Raw genomic sequence first — 15,337 nt, 5'->3', positions numbered from 1 at the left:
TGTTCAGAATTAGTACAACTTACAGCAATGAAGCAGGACACCCCATGACTTCTTCTGCCACGGTAATGATGGTTGATGACCATCCTCTGTTTCGTAAAGGTCTCAAGCAATTGTTTGCTATGGAGCCCAGCTTGGAGTTAGTAGCCGAGGCCAGTAGCGGAGAGGAAGCGTTGGAGCTGGCCAAACAGCATGAGCCGGACCTTATTCTGTTGGACCTGAATATGCGCGGTATGGATGGGCTGGATACCCTGAGGGCAATGCGCGCGGCCGATGTAGCTTCACGCATCGTGATACTGACAGTGTCCGATAACAACGCGGACGTGGTTTCCTGTATTCGCGCCGGTGCCGATGGCTACCTGCTCAAGGATATGGAGCCGGAAGATATTCTCGATCAGGTTATCCAGGCCACACACGGCAAGCTCGCTATCAGCCAGCGCCTGACCGAGATCCTCGCCTCCGCCCTGCGCAAGCCGGACAATTCCGGTGCGGATACCCTGTCGACGCTCACAAGTCGTGAGTACCAGATCTTGCAATTGATTGCCGATGGCCTCAGTAACAAGTTAATCGCCCGTGAATTGGATATCAGTGATGCCACTGTAAAGGTTCACGTTAAACACTTATTGAAAAAGTTGGGCATGCGCTCCCGGGTGGAAGCCGCTGTGTGGATGGTTAATCAGAAGCGACCGGAATCCCAAAACCGCAGCCACTAATTTGTCCCAGCCGCAAAGGAATGAAGTAAGAGATATTGTCCATGCCCACTATCGACTGCTGTAGCCAACCGGGCCTGATGCCCATCGAAAGCGCCCGCGAAAAACTTCTTGAGGCACTGAGCCCAATCAGTGGCACTGAGACTTTGCCCCTGGCACAAGCCGCCGGTCGAGTATTGGCTGAGGATGTTATCTCCACAGTAAACCTACCGCCTTGCGACAATTCTGCAATGGACGGTTACGCCCTGCGCTTTGAAGACCTGGCCAGTGGCTTGCCACTGGAACTGATCGGCAAATCTTTTGCCGGTGCACCTTTTGACGGTGTGGTGAACCCCGGCACCTGCGTGCGCATCATGACAGGAGCCGCAGTACCCGCCGGTGCAGATACGGTAGTGATGCAGGAAAATGTCGATGCCCAGGGGGAGTCGATACGAATAAATTGCGAAGTTCGCACTGGCGACCATGTTCGCCGCTGCGGTGAAGACGTGGCTGAAGGAGCTAGCCTGCTTAAGGCCGGAGAGCGCATCAGCGTTCCACATATTGCCCTGCTCGCTGCTGCCGGTGTGAGCACAGTGACTGTAGTGCGCAAACCGGTAATCGCACTTTTCTCCACCGGCGATGAATTGCGCCAGCCTGGCGAAGCCCTGGGTAAGGGCGATATCTACGATAGCAACCGCATTGCCCTGTTATCCGCCCTGGAACAGTTGGATCTGGAAATTTTGGATTTGGGTATTTTGCCCGATAAAAAGCAGGCCATCACCAATGCCCTGCAGCGAGCTTCCCAAGAGGCCGATGCCATTATTACCTCCGGTGGAGTTTCCGTTGGCGAAGCGGATTACACCCGTGAAGTGTTGGAAGAACTGGGAGAGATCAGCTTCTGGAAAGTGGCGATGAAGCCCGGTAAACCTTTTGCCTTCGGTTTCCTACAGGGAACCCCTTTCTTTGGCTTACCCGGTAACCCGGTTTCCGCCCTGGTAACTTTCTACCAGCTGGCCGTGCCCGCCCTGAGTGTGATGAAAGGCGATCAGTGGACTGGCCCGCAGACCTTACAGGCAAAACTGTTAAAACCGTTGAAGAAAAAGCCGGGCCGTACCGATTTCCAGCGGGGCGTTTATCGCAGTGATAAAAACGGGATATTGGTAGTAGAACCGGTTGGTACCCAGGGGAGCCATATTCTTTCCGGTCTTGCTGCTGCTAACTGTTTTATTGTTTTAGCGCGAGAGAGTGGCAGTGTAGAGGCTGGGGAGCAGGTGGTGATTGAGCCTTTGAGGGTGCCGTTGGGGTAGGTTTTTTATAGCTGCTTTCGTATTGGCTATGGGCTCGTATAAGCTATATCCAAATTAATTTGATTGAAATGGGTAAGGGCGATGAGGATTAGCTTCGCCCGTTGGGCTCGCTGCTCTGCGGCAGCTTTGCTGCCTCCGAGTCGAACCTGAGTTCGAACAAAACCCTGGGAGTTAACCATATACAAAAAAGCCCGCATAAGCGGGCTTTTTTGTATATGGCCCGCCCGAGAGGATTCGAACCTCTGACCTTCGCCTCCGGAGGGCGACGCTCTATCCAGCTGAGCTACGGGCGGTTTAATTGGCTATCTGTGCCAATGGGAGGCGGATTATACAGAAGCTGGGGGGCGGGTTAAAGGACATTCTGTTGGCTTATATAGTCTTTGGCAGGTGGCGATGCAGTGCTTATAATGCGCGGCGTAGGAGTTTGCGACGATATTTTGAACGTTTGTGGGCCAACTCACTTCGGTCCTTTTGGGGGAATATGATGAAGCGTATTTTGGGTATTGTGGCGGCATTGGCCGTCAGTGCGGCTACGGCAGTGGCCCAGCAGTCTGTTAATGAAGAAATCGCAGAGCGAATTGCTCCGGCAGGTGAAACCTGCATGAAAGGTAAAGAGTGTGCGGCGGCAGTAGCGGCAGCACCTGAAGGTGCTAGCGGCGGCGCTGCTCGCAGTGGTCAGGATATCTACAACGCAAGCTGCCAGACCTGTCACGCAATGGGTGTTGCAGGTGCGCCAAAATTCGGTGATGCCGCAGCTTGGGCACCCCGTATCGCCAAGGGCATGGATACTCTCTACAATAATGCCATCAATGGTATCAATGCCATGCCGGCCAAAGGCCTGTGTATGGACTGTAGCGATGACGAGATCAAAGCTGCTGTGAATTACATGGTGGATAACAGCAAGTAAGCTGTTTCTCTGTTGGAAAAAGGCCGCTCATTGAGCGGCCTTTTTTGTTTTCTGCTAAGCAAAATATCTCCTCGTCTAACCAGCCTCATTTTCTGTAATTTTCAAGTACGACTTGTACCTTCCAATGAAATTATAGGTATTACCAAAAAAAGCTGTCTTAAATGACAATTGGATAATTTGCTGGTAGGTAATTAGTAATTAGCAGTTATTCGACATTTAATCCCCCCTGATGCGCAAACTCTGTATTATCCGTGTCTGTTTGTAAGTCAGATGTATATAACAACATAAGGATATTGAGCATGAAGTTGGGGAAGCTTCTTTCATTTATTATTCTTTCATCTTTTTTGACTGCCTGTGGTGGCGGTGGCGGTGGAGGTGGTGATTCTCGTACAGATAGTGATGTTAATAACTCTAGCAATGGTGGCGGTGGCTCCAATAACGGTGGCTCAGGGGGGAGTGGCTCAGATAGTACTCCGGATGAAATTAGTTTTTTAGATATTGAAAATGCTCTTCCTGAAACATTAATAACTTCATTACCAGTAATAGTTACTGGAATTGATACCGCGGTTCTTGTTGAAGTATCTGAGGGGGAATTTTCTATCGATGGCCAAGATTTTTCCTCTGAATCTCGTAATATAGAAAATAATCAAACTCTTGTAGTTCGACTTATATCTCATGTTGAGCTGGGGGGCGTAGTTTCTTCTGATATTAATGTTGGTGACTTCATGACAACATTCAATGTCACGACTAAGGGGGATTTGAGTAATCCATCTGTGCGTATAGACTTTCCTGTGAAAGATGGAGTTTATTTATTTGATTCTGAGCTCACAGTCAGTGGTGTGGCTGAAGATGATAATGGCATAGAAAGGATAGAAGTTAACGGAGTTCAAAGTGATTATGACAGTGAATCAAAAAAATGGCATGCCACTATTCCTCTAGTTGAAGATGGCTCTACCCAGATAAAGGTAGATGCTATTGATATTTACCAGAACCGAGAGGAAGTTTCTGGCGTTGAAGTGTATACGAATAAAGGCTATGAGCGTCTGCCAAGAAAAGGGTTTGCTTATTCTTCCTCCAACGGAGGAGAATTGTTATTTGGTAGCCCACTGAGCAGGTATAACCTTGGAAGCAAAACATTTATTTCAGTTGAAGTCGATGATTGGATTCAGAGCTTAGAGGGTTTTGTCTACGATCAGGCGAATGATTTTGTTGTTGGCTATATCAATGGATCTATCTATAGGTTAGATAATTTTTCAGCTGAGTCAAAACAGTCTGAGTTGTATTCTGGAGAATTAGGGGAAGAAATTTTTGACTTGGTGTTTGATAATTCCAAATCTAACATTTACTTCTTGAAAAAAGATGATGGGAATTATTCACTAGGGAAATTGGAGCTGGCAACAAATGCTGTTTCTGTTATCAAGGATGACCTCTTGAATGGTGATCGCTTTCAGCGAGTGACGGCTCTTCAGTGGGCTAATGATCAGTTGGTGTTTGCAACTAATAAAAGTTCTAGTGGAGAATCTGGAGCTGCATTGTTTTCTCTGAATATTCAAGATAGTACTGTTGTTGAACTGACTAGTTTTGGGCGCCATGTAGATTTTCCAATAGCATCTATCGAAGATTTAATTTATCGCCCCTTAGATGATAGCTTTGTGTTTATTGGTAGGCCCTACCGTATATCAAACTTTGTTAGATCAACATATGAAGAGGGTGAAATTTATCAATGGGAAGTTTTAAGTAATAGTTTAACGAAAGTCGTTGGTGTTAACTCTCTCGAGCCTTTCAATTTAAATTTGAGTGAAGCAAAAGTGGTTGAGAAAGGAGATTCTACTAATCTTTTATTAACAACCGAAAGTTCTGATGAGATATTTGAGGTTAATCTGACCTCTGGTGAAGTTGAGCAATTGACAGAACCATTTCGGGGTGTAGGGCCTCAGCTAGTTGCAGAATCTGTACTTGAACCACTCATTTATAGTAGCGAGGAGAAAAAGCTATACCTAACTTCCTCTTCAGCAGAAAGAGATACAGCGGGGAAAATTATTTCTGTTGACCCACAGTCTGGAGAGCGATCAGTCATTACTGGCCCTGAAAAAGGCACTGGTCCGTCTTTTTCCTTTATTTATGATTTAGCTTTTGGTGGCACAGGGTCGCTTTATGCTCTTGATGGGCATCGGGACGAATTTTCCCTAATTCATGTAGATATCCCATCGGGAAACCGAACTCTAATAAGTGACAATAACAGCTCTGACGCTCTAGTTTTAACTGATGCTGTTGAGGTGGAAATTGATCAGGTTAATGAGCGTGCTTGGGTAATTTCAGATTTAGGGCGGCTAACCTCTATTTCTCTGGAAACAGGGGAGAAAACTGATCTTAAAGATACTCTTGGCCAACTCACCGGTTCAGGTAGCTGGGTGAATATTGAAACTATGGCTATGACAAAGGATGGGCAATACCTTTATTTATTAGGATATTCTTCTTGGAGTCAGCCGATTTCACGCGAAGTGTATACTGTAGATGTTGAGACTGGATCTATTGTCATGACCTCCCGTTTTAGTGATTCAAGTGAGCTTACGGGAAGTGTGGACATGATATTGAGTGCGGATGAAGAAACATTAATATTCGTTCATAGTTATGCTGGAGACGGGCTTAAATCTATCCCTGTGGATTTTTCCGCCCCACTAAAACATACCCCGTTAAATAGTTCACATAAGCTGGCTAGTATCGCGCTTGATCCAGATTCTGGATATCTATTTGGGTTGGATTTGAATACAAACTCAATATTGGAAATTAATCCTGAGAGTAATATGGCTACCGCTATCTCGTATTGATTTGATTGACTTAAGGTCAGGATATACGCCGTTATATCCTGACCAATATGTACAGCCTCAATCAAACATACTCAACAAAGATCCTAAAGTTTCCTCTCCCTTCGCCTGATTCTGCTCCGGCGTCGCCTTACCAAATCCTTCCAACAACACATCTTCTTCCGGCAATTCGTCAATAAAGCGACTGGGTGTGGTGTCCTGGGTTTCGCCGAACTGTTTGCGCTTGCCCGCCAGGGTCATGGTAAGGGTGCGCTGGGCGCGGGTAATGCCTACGTAAGTGAGGCGGCGCTCCTCTTCGATATTGTCGTCTTCAATACTGTTGCGGTGGGGAAGTAAGTTCTCTTCCATACCGATCATAAATACGTGGGGGAATTCCAGGCCCTTGGCGGCGTGTAGGGTCATCAGGCTGACCTTATCGGTGGCTTCCTCTTCTTCCTGGCGCTCCAGCATATCCCGCAGGATCAGTTTGGAGATGGCCTGTTCCAGGCGAATATCCTGCTCCAGCTCGTCGTCGGTGCCCTCCATAATTTTGTTGAGGCTTTCCAACAGCCAATACACATTCTCCATGCGCTTCTCGGCCACTTTCTCGCTGCTGGCGTTTTGCGATAGCCAGCCGGCGTAGTCGATATCTTCCAGCATCTCGCGCAGGGCGCCATTGGCAGTGGTATCGCGACAGTTGCGCTGTACCCCTTCGAGCCACAGGGCAAAGCGATTCAGGCGTTCGTAGCCCTGCTCGTTGATATGCTCCTTAAAGCCCAATTCCGAGCAGGCTTTGAACATGGAAATCTCGCGGCCCTTGGCGTAGTTGCCCAGGGCTTCCAGGCTGCTGGTACCTATTTGGCGACGTGGGGTATTGATAATGCGCAGGAATGCGTTGTCATCATCCGGGTTTACCAACAGGCGCAGATAGGCCATCACGTCTTTGATTTCGGCGCGGGCGAAGAAGGAAGTACCGCCGGACATCTGGTAGGGAACCTGGTGCTCCTGCAATTTCATTTCGATCAGGCGCGCTTGGTGGTTGCCGCGATAGAGCACTGCAAAATCCATAAACTTGCAGCCGCGACGGCTCTTCTGCAGAAATATCTCGTTGGCGACCCGCTCCGCTTCCTCATTTTCATTGGCCACCTTGAGCACGCGGATCTCCTCACCCAGGCCGCGATCGGACCATAATGCTTTGTCGAATTCGTGAGGATTGTGGGCGATCAGGTGGTTGGCCACTTTGAGGATGCGGCTGGTGGAGCGATAGTTCTGCTCCAGTTTGATCAGGCGAAGGTTGGGGAAGTCGGTCTTCAGCGCACTCATGTTCTCCGGGCGCGCGCCGCGCCAGGCGTAGATAGACTGATCATCGTCTCCCACCACTGTGAGGCCGCCGCGCCCGCCCACAAGCAGCTTTACCAGCAGGTACTGGGAGTTGTTGGTGTCCTGATATTCGTCCACCAGCAGGTAGCGAATCTTCTTGCGCCAGCGTTGCAGCAACTCCGGGTCTTTGTCGAACAGCTGTACCGGCAACAGGATCAGGTCGTCGAAGTCGACGGCATTGTAGGCCTTGAGGGCTTCACAGTAGCGATCGTAGGCAATGGCGATGGCCTGCTCGCCGGGGCTCTGTGCCTGCTCCAGGGCACGGCGCGGGGTGAGCATATCGTTCTTCCAGTTGGAGATCTGGTTCTGTACCCGATCCAACAGGTCTGTATCCAGGTCGCCATCCCTGAGCATCAGCTCCTTGATCAGGGCGCGGGCGTCTTCCGCATCGAAGATGGAGAAGCCGGGCTTAAAGCCGGCGGCGCGGTATTCCTTACGCAGGATATTAAGCCCAAGGTTGTGAAAGGTGGATACGGTGAGACCGTGACTCGCCTTGGACCGCTTGCCATCCGGGCCTGCCAGCAGTTTGCTGACCCGCTCTTTCATCTCCCGTGCCGCCTTGTTGGTGAAGGTGAGGGCGGCGATATTGCGCGCGGCGTAGCCACACTGCTCGATCAGGTAGGCGATCTTGCGGGTGATTACGCTGGTCTTGCCGGAGCCGGCACCGGCCAGCACCAGGCAGGGGCCATCGACATACTTCACGGCTTCGGATTGGCGGGGATTGAGCTGGGTCATAGATGGGGCTGCATCTTCGCGTCGCGGAAAAGCGGGAGATTCTAGCAGCCTTGGCTCGAATCATCCCAGTACCAGTGCGAACCACCGGCCACACGTATACTTTGCCCTTGGGATTGGCTATAACTGCGCCTTATTCCCTGCTTGTGTAACCCCATGCAACAACCCATCGCCGGCTATCACCTGGATGAAGAGAATCACTGGGTGGCGGAGCTCGCCTGTGGCCACTTTCAACATGTACGCCACAATCCCCCTTGGACCAACCGGCCCTGGGTAGTCACTGAACAAGGGCGCGAGTCCATGCTGGGATTCCAGCTCAATTGCAAGAAATGCGATGAGGGTGCACCGCCCGATACGCTCGAAAAGGTTGTATAGCCATGACAAAACTTTGGGTCGATGCCGACGCCTGCCCAGTCGCCATCAAGGAAATCCTGTTTCGCGCCGCTGAGCGCACAGCCACAGAACTGACACTGGTTGCTAACCAAGCGGTGCGGGTGCCGCCGTCGCGCTATATTCGCTCCGTGCAAGTGACAGCGGGTTTTGATGTGGCAGATAACGAGATAGTGCAGCGCTGCGAGGCGGGGGACCTGATTATTACTAGCGATATCCCACTGGCAGCAGAGGTGATCGACAAGGGTGCTGAAGCCCTTAACCCCCGTGGGGAGCGCTATACCAAGGCCAATATCCGCGCGCGTCTGAATATGCGGGACTTTATGGATACCCTACGCTCCAGCGGCGTGCATACCGGCGGACCACCGGCCCTTAGCCAGGCGGACCGCAAAGCTTTTGCCGATCAGTTAGATAGATGGCTGGCAAAGAGTCGCAAGTAACTTTAAGGAGAATTGCCGTGGATAATTTGAGACTGAAGCCAATGGAAGAGTGGCAATTCCCAACATTGATGTCTTGGCTACCTGATAGGGAGCAGTGCCAACAGTGGGGTGGTCCTGATTTCAGGTTTCCGTTCGAGGGGAGGTCCTTCTTGGAGGATTGTCGCTGGCCGGAGTTGCCTAGCTACGCACTTCAGGGCAGCAGCGGTGATGTGCTGGCTTTTGGGCAGTATTACCAACACCTGGGTCGCTGCCACTTAAGTCGTTTAATTGTCTCGCCTAATCATCGCGGAGCCGGATTAGGGCGTTCGCTGGTAGTACAGCTTGCGCAAACAGGAGCCAGAGCCCTGGATGCAATCGAGTGCTCTTTATTTGTCCTGCGTACTAATCTAGCGGCACGGACTCTCTACGAGAAATTGGGCTTTGAGGAAGCGGCTTACCCAGGGCAGCGAAAATGGCTGGATCAGTGCGATTTTATGGTCGCACCATCTAAAGGTTTTCAGCAGAAACAAAATATTGAATAGCGAATATTCCATGCCTGAATTAATACAACCCATGACAGAGCGCTTACAGCTGCGCCAGTGGCGAGAGGAAGATAAGCCTGAACTTGCCGAAATGAATGCCGACCCCAGGGTGATGGAGTTCTTCCCCTCATTGCTGACGCGACAGCAGAGTGACGCCGGTGTGGATCGTAGTATTGCGCATATTGAGAAGTACGGCTGGGGCTTTTGGGCCTTGGAGCTGAGAGAGACCAAAGAGTTTCTTGGATTTGTCGGTATGAAAAATGTGACTGAAGATTTGCCCTTCACTCCAGCGGTAGAGATTGGCTGGCGCTTGGCCTTTCCCCACTGGGGAAAAGGCTATGCCAGTGAAGCTGCACAAGCATCTTTGGATGTAGCTTTTAATACCCTGAATCTCAGCGAAGTCGTTTCTTTTACTGCGCTACAAAACCTTCGTTCCCAGCGGGTGATGGAGCGGCTGGGTATGCGGCGGGATTCTCTCGTCTTTGAACATCCACTGGTCCCCAGCGAAAGCCATCTGCAGCGGCACTGCCTTTATCGCTTAAGTGCTGATGATTGGAAAAAATCTTGATGTGATTAGCTTCAGTTAGCTCGGGAACCATTACTTTTTCTTGGGTTCGGAGAGGGGGTGAATATGAGGTTCACCCCCTTTTCAACAATAACCAAGCAAATATAGCCCCACCATTAATTTCAGGTGAGGGCAGGGAGTTCTCGCTATGGGTTGTCTTAAATCGGCCTTTATAACGGCAACTGGTTTTCTGCTAGCGACTTTGCATATCGGCGTGTCCGCCGAACCTTTACTTAAAGTTAGTAAACGCCCTGATGGATCAACGCTTTACTGGTCTTTAGAGCAACCATCGGCTAACGGGAAATATGGCTTGTTTCTGATAGCCCAGGGATCTGGCTGCCTGCCAGCTGTTAAAAATACTACTATCCAACAGGCTAAAGAGTTAGTGGCAGGATATGCTGTTTTATTGGTAGAAAAATATGGTGTAACTCACTCTGACAGCCCGGAAGAGCAATTTAAAGATTGTTCCAAAGAGTATGTAGCTAACCATACTGTTGAGCAGCGTGCGGTAGATGTAGAGCAGATTGTCGACGAACTGCGCGGGGCTGATTGGTGGAATGGCAAGCTGGTCTTGTTCGGCGGTTCCGAGGGTGGTGATCTTGTTGCACGACTGGCGCCGAGGCTAAATCCCGATGCGGCAGTGGTCTTTTCAAGTGGATTGGGGGAATCCTTTGCTCAAGTGCTAAAGAGTTTGGTTCCGCCCCACGTAGCTAAAGAGGTAGATGCTAAACTCGCCTATGCCCGAGCTAACCCAGAAAGCGCGGAAGTCTGGGGTGGAAACTCTATGCGTTGGTGGGCCGATGTCGTCGATCGGGTACCAGTTAACGATTTATTGAACAGCCATGCCCCCGTATTATTGATCCAGGGTACAGAAGATAAATCTGCCCCGGTCAGTTCCGGCCGAGCAGCACGAGATGCCTACGCATCAGCCGGACGTTGTGAGCTGACTTATTGGGAGTACCCCGGTTACGATCACTATATGACGGATAAGGATGGTGTAAATCACCGGGGAGAAGTTTTTGAAAGAATTTCTGGATGGATCAAAAAGACTGCACTAAATGGAGCTCCCGGGTGTATCTCTGATGCCGGTAAAAGTTGAGACTGATCAATGAATGTAAGAATCCAATTAGCCGCAATAGTGATGGCCGCTTATTCCAGTTTTTCGGCAGCGGAAAACTATGCTGTCTTACCACAACTGGAAACCTACAAGGTACCAGAATCCTGGCGTCAGCCAGTAGCGCCTCTAAAGATTGCAGGTAACACGTGGCAAATAGGTACCGAGGGAATTACCTCACTGTTATTAAAAGGCAAAGAGGGATCGATTCTAATTGATGGTGGCATGGAGCAGACGGCTGAGCATTTATTGGAGAATATGCGCAGGTTGGGAGTCGCCCCCTCGGATCTCAAATTAATCTTGCACAGTCAGGCCCATGCAGACCACATAGGTTCCTTAGCGGAGCTAAAACGCGTAACTGGTGCACAGGTGGTAACCAATGCCGAGTCAGCGGTGTTAATGGCTCGCGGTGGTGCCAATGATATTCATTTTGCCGACGAACTTTTATATCCGCCAATAAAGGCGGATCGTATCCTGCACGATGGCGAGCAAGTGGTTCTAGGGGATTTGCGTCTACGCGTACATTTTATCCCAGGCCATACACCAGGCAGTATGGCCTGGACCTGGGAAGACAAAGTTGATGGTAAAACTAAAGATATAGCTTATGTGGATAGCCTTACAGCGCCCGGTTATCAACTGATTGATAACCGCCGCTACCCCAATATCGTAGAGGACTTCCGCACAAGCTTTGCCCGTGTGCGGGATTTACCTTGTGATTTACTACTTACCCCTCATGCACCTGCCAGCGGCTGGGAGTTTAAAAACAAAGCTATACAGAAAAAATCAGTAAGCTGTCATCAATATGCAGAGAAAGCGGAAGAAAAATTAAGTGAAAAGCTGGAAGCTGAGAAAGATCCAGCTGACTAGATATTTGCGCTACAAAACATGGCTCGACATATTAGTGCCGGGCCAAAAATTGATGCACCTTTGGCACAAGATAGAAATACATTAGTGGGACCAGAATAACGGTCATTATTAGCGCTTTTAAACCAATTGCAATTTGCAATTCCAGTGCCTGCATCCCTAGAAGTAATAGAGTAACAATAGGGTAAACCAATGCCCAGATGCACAGGGCGTGCAGTATCGGTTTCTTCATTTGTTCAACTCCTCCATAAATTTAGAAATTGTCTTAAAATACCCGGGTAAGATTTTCTGTAAAAATTGTTTTCCACTCTTGGATAGTGCTACACATTTTGCCCTACCATCGCTGGAGTCTGCTTCCATAACGATGAGCTCATCTTCCACCATACTTTTGAGGGTTCGCGTCATTACCGGTCGAGAAACATCGATGCGCTCTGCGATTTCTGAAGCCAGCAAACTATCTCTTTGAGGCTCCCGGTCGATAACGATCATTACCAGGAAGCGCAGCTGGGAGGTTCCGTGTTCAGAAAAATACCCCTCCAGCTCCCGCAATAACAGACTCGCATCCCGCATCATGGTAAGGGCGCCCTGAATGGCAGCGGGATCTTTTACAGAAAATCGCTTGGAATATCCCTCAACCATCTGTTGTGAGGGAAGTTCTTTGAGAAAAAACATAAGGATATTAAGCTAACCTCTCCAGTTTATTGATCTCCACAGGCTCTTTTAGCCACTCTTTATAGGCTTCGAATATCGGGGTGATGTAGGGCATAGTGTAATGCTTATCGAGATCTTCCTGACTGCGCCACTCCTCGTATAAAAACAAGTTTTCCCCGTCCTCGTGTACTGCAAACTTCAGGCAGCCCTCTTCCTCCAATGTATTAGCCACTATGGACAGGATGGCCTGCTTGGCTTGGTCAAAGAACTCTGTCTTGGGAGAAATCTTGGCAATAATGAATAAATTTATAGCCATAAACGTCACTCTCTATGGAATTTAGTTATCATGATAATCAAATGGGGTGGATTGTCAAACTACTTGTGGGTCAGTTTAATGTAAGGAGTGGAGGAGAACAGTCGGTTTACTTAACATTGTAGAGATAGCAGTGGCTCAACTAGGAGCCACAGAAATGAAGATTGCACGAAACTAGTAATGAGCTACCTTGGAGTGGCAAAATAAACTTGGCGCTTGTAAAGCTTACGCCACTGGATACCGTCTTCTGATTTCCATATGTCATTATTTATTCCCTCACCCTGACCCCCAATAAGTAATAGATGGTCACCATTGCTCACTATTTCGTGAGAGCCTCTGGCTGAGAAGGGGGCGGAAGAGGTTTCCAGAGTCCAGTTAACCCCATCCATAGAAGACCATATATCATTGGTATATTCCGCCATTTCTGTGTCCCATCCCCCAATTAGCCATAGCTTATTCTTAAAGGCTACAAATTGGTGATCGTAACGAGTATTAAAGATTGGGTTAAGCGTTTCTTTTGACCAATTGATACCATCGGTAGATGACCACATGACATCATCTGAACCTAAGTCCCCTTTTCCTCCAAAAACCCAAATTTTATTATTGAAACTGAGTGCCTGATGAAAGTGGCGAGATATAAATGGAGGGTTATCTGTGACAAGTGTCCAGTTAATACCATCTATTGATGACCAGATATCTTTTTTTCCTGTATCGCCATAATCTTCGGTACCTCCAATAAGCCATAGCCGCTCATCGTAACTTATGAGTTGATGGCCGAATCGGGCTGAGAATCCAGGAGTCTCTGACTCTAACTTCCAATCTATTCCATCAATAGATGACCAAACGTCATTCTTTAATCCGTGAGATTGCTCGCAACATGCTCCGTCATTACCTCCAACTAACCACATTTTTTCATTGTGGATCGCGACTTGATGTCGATAACTGAAAGGGAAATTTGGACTGTCTGTCGCTAGTGTCCAATCTGCCCCGTTACTAGATGACCAGATATCATTCTTTGAACTTCCAGAACCACCAATAATCCAATATTTATTTTTATAATAAATAGCTTGATGTTGTGTTCTTGGCGGTATCTCATCAGTTTTTGTGTGTTGTTGCCAATTCACACCATCTATAGATGACCAGATGTCATTTCTTAACCCACTAAACATACCACCTGACCGACCGCCAATTAACCATATTTTTCCGGTAAAACTAATAGCTTGATGGTTTTCACGGGATGAAAAAGGAGTACTTTCGGTTTCTTGCTGCCATCTAACTCCGTCTGTTGATGACCAAATATCGTTTATATTATTTGGGCTGCCACCTTCACTGCCACCAATTACCCAAAGCTTATTGTCATGGGATACTAGTTGGTGGTCTTCTCTCGCCATAAATGGGGTCTCTTCTGATACCTGTTTCCAATGTTCTCCATCCTCTGATGACCAAATTTCACTCTTTGTGAAATCAAATCCCAGGGCGCCGATCATCCATAGTTTATTGTTGAAACTAATTGTTTCTGCTGCCCATCCGATTAAGAATGAGGGGTCTTCTGTAACAAGAGTCCATGTGACTCCATCAGTAGACGACCATACATCATTGTGAAAATTGTCCCCTGTTGAATCTCTATACGCACCACCAATGATCCATAATTTATCATCGTGAGTAATAAACCTCTGTGTAATGCGACTCGGAAAATTGGGATTATCCGTAACCAGTTCCCAGGTAATGCCGTCATCTGATGACCAAATTTCATTATTTTCAGGGTTACTAATAGGACTTAGAACAACCCATAATTTATTATTGTATACGGCGGCTTTAGGGGACCAGGCTAGAGGAAAAGGTGCATTTTTGGTTTGTAGTTCCCAAATAATTCCATCACTACTGGACCAGATATCATTTTGGTACTCCAAACCATCATAACCACCGATGAGCCAAAGTTTTTCTTTAAAAGCTATTACCTGGTGTCCCTCTCTCCCAGAAAATTCTGATGTAGTTACTGTGACAGAGGCTTTTGAAGTATCAGAAACAAGATTGTAGAAAGCTGGCTGGGAGAGAGTGGCAGCTGTATCGGTAACTATTTGACCGTTGATAGTACTTAACTGCCCATTTTTACAAGTATTATAGCTTTCTAGATTACACTCATTCTCAGCGCTACGATAAAATAAGATATTGTCATCTGACTCAGAAAACTGAATTTTAGTATCAGATTTGCCTACCCACGCAGTCATACTGATTGTTTTTATTTCAGAGTTAACTTGATAGCTAGATGAAGCGGAAAAGTATTGATTGTCCTGATCTATATTTGCCGTTATGGTAGCTGAGCCTGCGGCTATAGCAGTGATTAAGCCTTCTGAATCAACAGTGACTATTTCTGGATTATTAGAACTATAAGCGATTAAGCCTGAGCCTTGCCCAGTTGCAGTATTTTGTAAACTGTCGCCAAGATATAAATCAATTGAACCAGTGTAGGCGAATGTCAAATTTTGTTGGCTCAACGATGAGTCAGACTTCTCACCACCACCACCACCACCACCACCACCACCACCACAGCCAGTTAAAAAAATACTAATAAATATAGTGATAAATAATGATAAAATGGGGTTAATTTTTATTTTTATCATCGACTCGTCCTTTATGAGTACGTACTTACGTATTAATTAGAG

The 15,337-nt window shown here is 47.9% G+C and carries 15 protein-coding genes and 1 tRNA gene; 10 read left to right on the top strand and 6 right to left on the bottom strand.

From position 1 onward, the window contains the following. Nucleotides 1–44 precede the first annotated feature (44 nt). Entirely contained in the window at nt 45–710 is a 666-nt protein-coding gene (narL, locus tag ACJJIN_RS16875) for a two-component system response regulator NarL (protein WP_108731363.1), read from the top strand. A gap of 41 nt (nt 711–751) precedes the next feature. Beyond that, entirely contained in the window at nt 752–1,993 is a 1,242-nt protein-coding gene (gene moeA, locus ACJJIN_RS16870; RefSeq protein ID WP_444895492.1) for a molybdopterin molybdotransferase MoeA, read from the top strand. Nucleotides 1,994–2,209: 216 nt separating this feature from the next. On the opposite strand, the gene ACJJIN_RS16865 is transcribed toward moeA, so the two are convergent. After that, nucleotides 2,210–2,286, bottom strand: a tRNA-Arg gene (locus tag ACJJIN_RS16865). A 191-nt stretch (nt 2,287–2,477) separates the two neighbouring features. On the opposite strand from ACJJIN_RS16865, the gene ACJJIN_RS16860 reads away from it, so the two are divergent. Together ACJJIN_RS16860 and ACJJIN_RS16855 are read left to right on the top strand one after the other, a co-directional pair. After that, nucleotides 2,478–2,900 carry a c-type cytochrome gene (locus tag ACJJIN_RS16860; RefSeq protein ID WP_444898270.1) on the top strand — a complete coding sequence of 141 codons (423 nt, stop codon included), beginning with the start codon at nt 2,478–2,480 and terminating at the stop codon, nt 2,898–2,900. 299 nt (nt 2,901–3,199) lie between these two features. Then, entirely contained in the window at nt 3,200–5,728 is a 2,529-nt protein-coding gene (locus ACJJIN_RS16855) for a hypothetical protein (RefSeq protein WP_444895491.1), read from the top strand. 57 nt (nt 5,729–5,785) lie between these two features. Here ACJJIN_RS16855 and rep read toward each other — a convergent pair whose 3' ends face one another. Further along, the gene (gene rep / locus ACJJIN_RS16850) at nt 5,786–7,819 is read right to left on the bottom strand and encodes a DNA helicase Rep (RefSeq protein ID WP_444895490.1); all 2,034 of its coding nucleotides are present in this window, start codon (nt 7,817–7,819) and stop codon (nt 5,786–5,788) included. Nucleotides 7,820–7,972: 153 nt separating this feature from the next. Between rep and ACJJIN_RS16845 the strand changes: the two genes are divergently transcribed. From ACJJIN_RS16845 to bla, 6 genes are all read left to right on the top strand, one after another. Next, complete coding sequence (locus ACJJIN_RS16845) at nt 7,973–8,191, top strand: DUF3565 domain-containing protein (protein WP_444895489.1); 219 nt, start codon at nt 7,973–7,975, stop codon at nt 8,189–8,191. 2 nt (nt 8,192–8,193) lie between these two features. Then, nucleotides 8,194–8,646: a YaiI/YqxD family protein gene (locus ACJJIN_RS16840; protein WP_152450565.1), complete on the top strand. Its 453-nt coding sequence runs from the start codon at nt 8,194–8,196 to the stop codon at nt 8,644–8,646. Between the two features lie 17 nt (nt 8,647–8,663). Then, nucleotides 8,664–9,167 carry a GNAT family N-acetyltransferase gene (locus ACJJIN_RS16835; RefSeq protein WP_444895488.1) on the top strand — a complete coding sequence of 168 codons (504 nt, stop codon included), beginning with the start codon at nt 8,664–8,666 and terminating at the stop codon, nt 9,165–9,167. Nucleotides 9,168–9,177: 10 nt separating this feature from the next. Next, entirely contained in the window at nt 9,178–9,735 is a 558-nt protein-coding gene (locus tag ACJJIN_RS16830; protein WP_444895487.1) for a GNAT family N-acetyltransferase, read from the top strand. Between the two features lie 145 nt (nt 9,736–9,880). Then, entirely contained in the window at nt 9,881–10,831 is a 951-nt protein-coding gene (locus ACJJIN_RS16825; protein WP_444895486.1) for an alpha/beta hydrolase family protein, read from the top strand. Between the two features lie 9 nt (nt 10,832–10,840). Continuing rightward, nucleotides 10,841–11,713, top strand: coding sequence for a subclass B3 metallo-beta-lactamase (gene bla, locus ACJJIN_RS16820; protein ID WP_444895485.1), 873 nt, complete (start codon nt 10,841–10,843; stop codon nt 11,711–11,713). A 31-nt stretch (nt 11,714–11,744) separates the two neighbouring features. On the opposite strand, the gene ACJJIN_RS16815 is transcribed toward bla, so the two are convergent. From ACJJIN_RS16815 to ACJJIN_RS16800, 4 genes are all read right to left on the bottom strand, one after another. Further along, a complete protein-coding gene (locus ACJJIN_RS16815; protein ID WP_413664037.1) occupies nt 11,745–11,942 on the bottom strand; it encodes a putative antibiotic biosynthesis monooxygenase in 198 nt (65 codons plus the stop codon). Then, nucleotides 11,939–12,382 carry a MarR family winged helix-turn-helix transcriptional regulator gene (locus ACJJIN_RS16810; RefSeq protein WP_444895484.1) on the bottom strand — a complete coding sequence of 148 codons (444 nt, stop codon included), beginning with the start codon at nt 12,380–12,382 and terminating at the stop codon, nt 11,939–11,941. Before ACJJIN_RS16810 ends, ACJJIN_RS16815 begins: the two co-directional genes overlap by 4 nt. A 7-nt stretch (nt 12,383–12,389) precedes the next feature. Continuing rightward, complete coding sequence (locus tag ACJJIN_RS16805; protein WP_444895483.1) at nt 12,390–12,677, bottom strand: putative quinol monooxygenase; 288 nt, start codon at nt 12,675–12,677, stop codon at nt 12,390–12,392. A gap of 182 nt (nt 12,678–12,859) precedes the next feature. Then, complete coding sequence (locus ACJJIN_RS16800; RefSeq protein ID WP_444895482.1) at nt 12,860–15,295, bottom strand: Kelch repeat-containing protein; 2,436 nt, start codon at nt 15,293–15,295, stop codon at nt 12,860–12,862. Between the last annotated feature and the right edge of the window lie 42 nt (nt 15,296–15,337).

The sequence above is a fragment of the Microbulbifer maximicatervae (SeqCode) genome, assembly GCF_052467505.1.
This window is presented reverse-complemented; position numbering and strand designations above follow the sequence as displayed.

Excerpts from the sequence above, each read along its gene's own strand:
- narL (WP_108731363.1), top strand. The coding sequence starts at position 45 with ATGACTTCTTCTGCCACGGTAATGATGGTTGATGACCATCCTCTGTTT.
- moeA (WP_444895492.1), top strand. The coding sequence starts at position 752 with ATGCCCACTATCGACTGCTGTAGCCAACCGGGCCTGATGCCCATCGAA.
- ACJJIN_RS16860 (WP_444898270.1), top strand. The coding sequence starts at position 2,478 with ATGAAGCGTATTTTGGGTATTGTGGCGGCATTGGCCGTCAGTGCGGCT.
- ACJJIN_RS16855 (WP_444895491.1), top strand. The coding sequence starts at position 3,200 with ATGAAGTTGGGGAAGCTTCTTTCATTTATTATTCTTTCATCTTTTTTG.
- rep (WP_444895490.1), bottom strand. The coding sequence starts at position 7,819 with ATGACCCAGCTCAATCCCCGCCAATCCGAAGCCGTGAAGTATGTCGAT.
- ACJJIN_RS16845 (WP_444895489.1), top strand. The coding sequence starts at position 7,973 with ATGCAACAACCCATCGCCGGCTATCACCTGGATGAAGAGAATCACTGG.
- ACJJIN_RS16840 (WP_152450565.1), top strand. The coding sequence starts at position 8,194 with ATGACAAAACTTTGGGTCGATGCCGACGCCTGCCCAGTCGCCATCAAG.
- ACJJIN_RS16830 (WP_444895487.1), top strand. The coding sequence starts at position 9,178 with ATGCCTGAATTAATACAACCCATGACAGAGCGCTTACAGCTGCGCCAG.
- ACJJIN_RS16825 (WP_444895486.1), top strand. The coding sequence starts at position 9,881 with ATGGGTTGTCTTAAATCGGCCTTTATAACGGCAACTGGTTTTCTGCTA.
- bla (WP_444895485.1), top strand. The coding sequence starts at position 10,841 with ATGAATGTAAGAATCCAATTAGCCGCAATAGTGATGGCCGCTTATTCC.
- ACJJIN_RS16815 (WP_413664037.1), bottom strand. The coding sequence starts at position 11,942 with ATGAAGAAACCGATACTGCACGCCCTGTGCATCTGGGCATTGGTTTAC.
- ACJJIN_RS16810 (WP_444895484.1), bottom strand. The coding sequence starts at position 12,382 with ATGTTTTTTCTCAAAGAACTTCCCTCACAACAGATGGTTGAGGGATAT.
- ACJJIN_RS16805 (WP_444895483.1), bottom strand. The coding sequence starts at position 12,677 with ATGGCTATAAATTTATTCATTATTGCCAAGATTTCTCCCAAGACAGAG.
- ACJJIN_RS16800 (WP_444895482.1), bottom strand. The coding sequence starts at position 15,295 with ATGATAAAAATAAAAATTAACCCCATTTTATCATTATTTATCACTATA.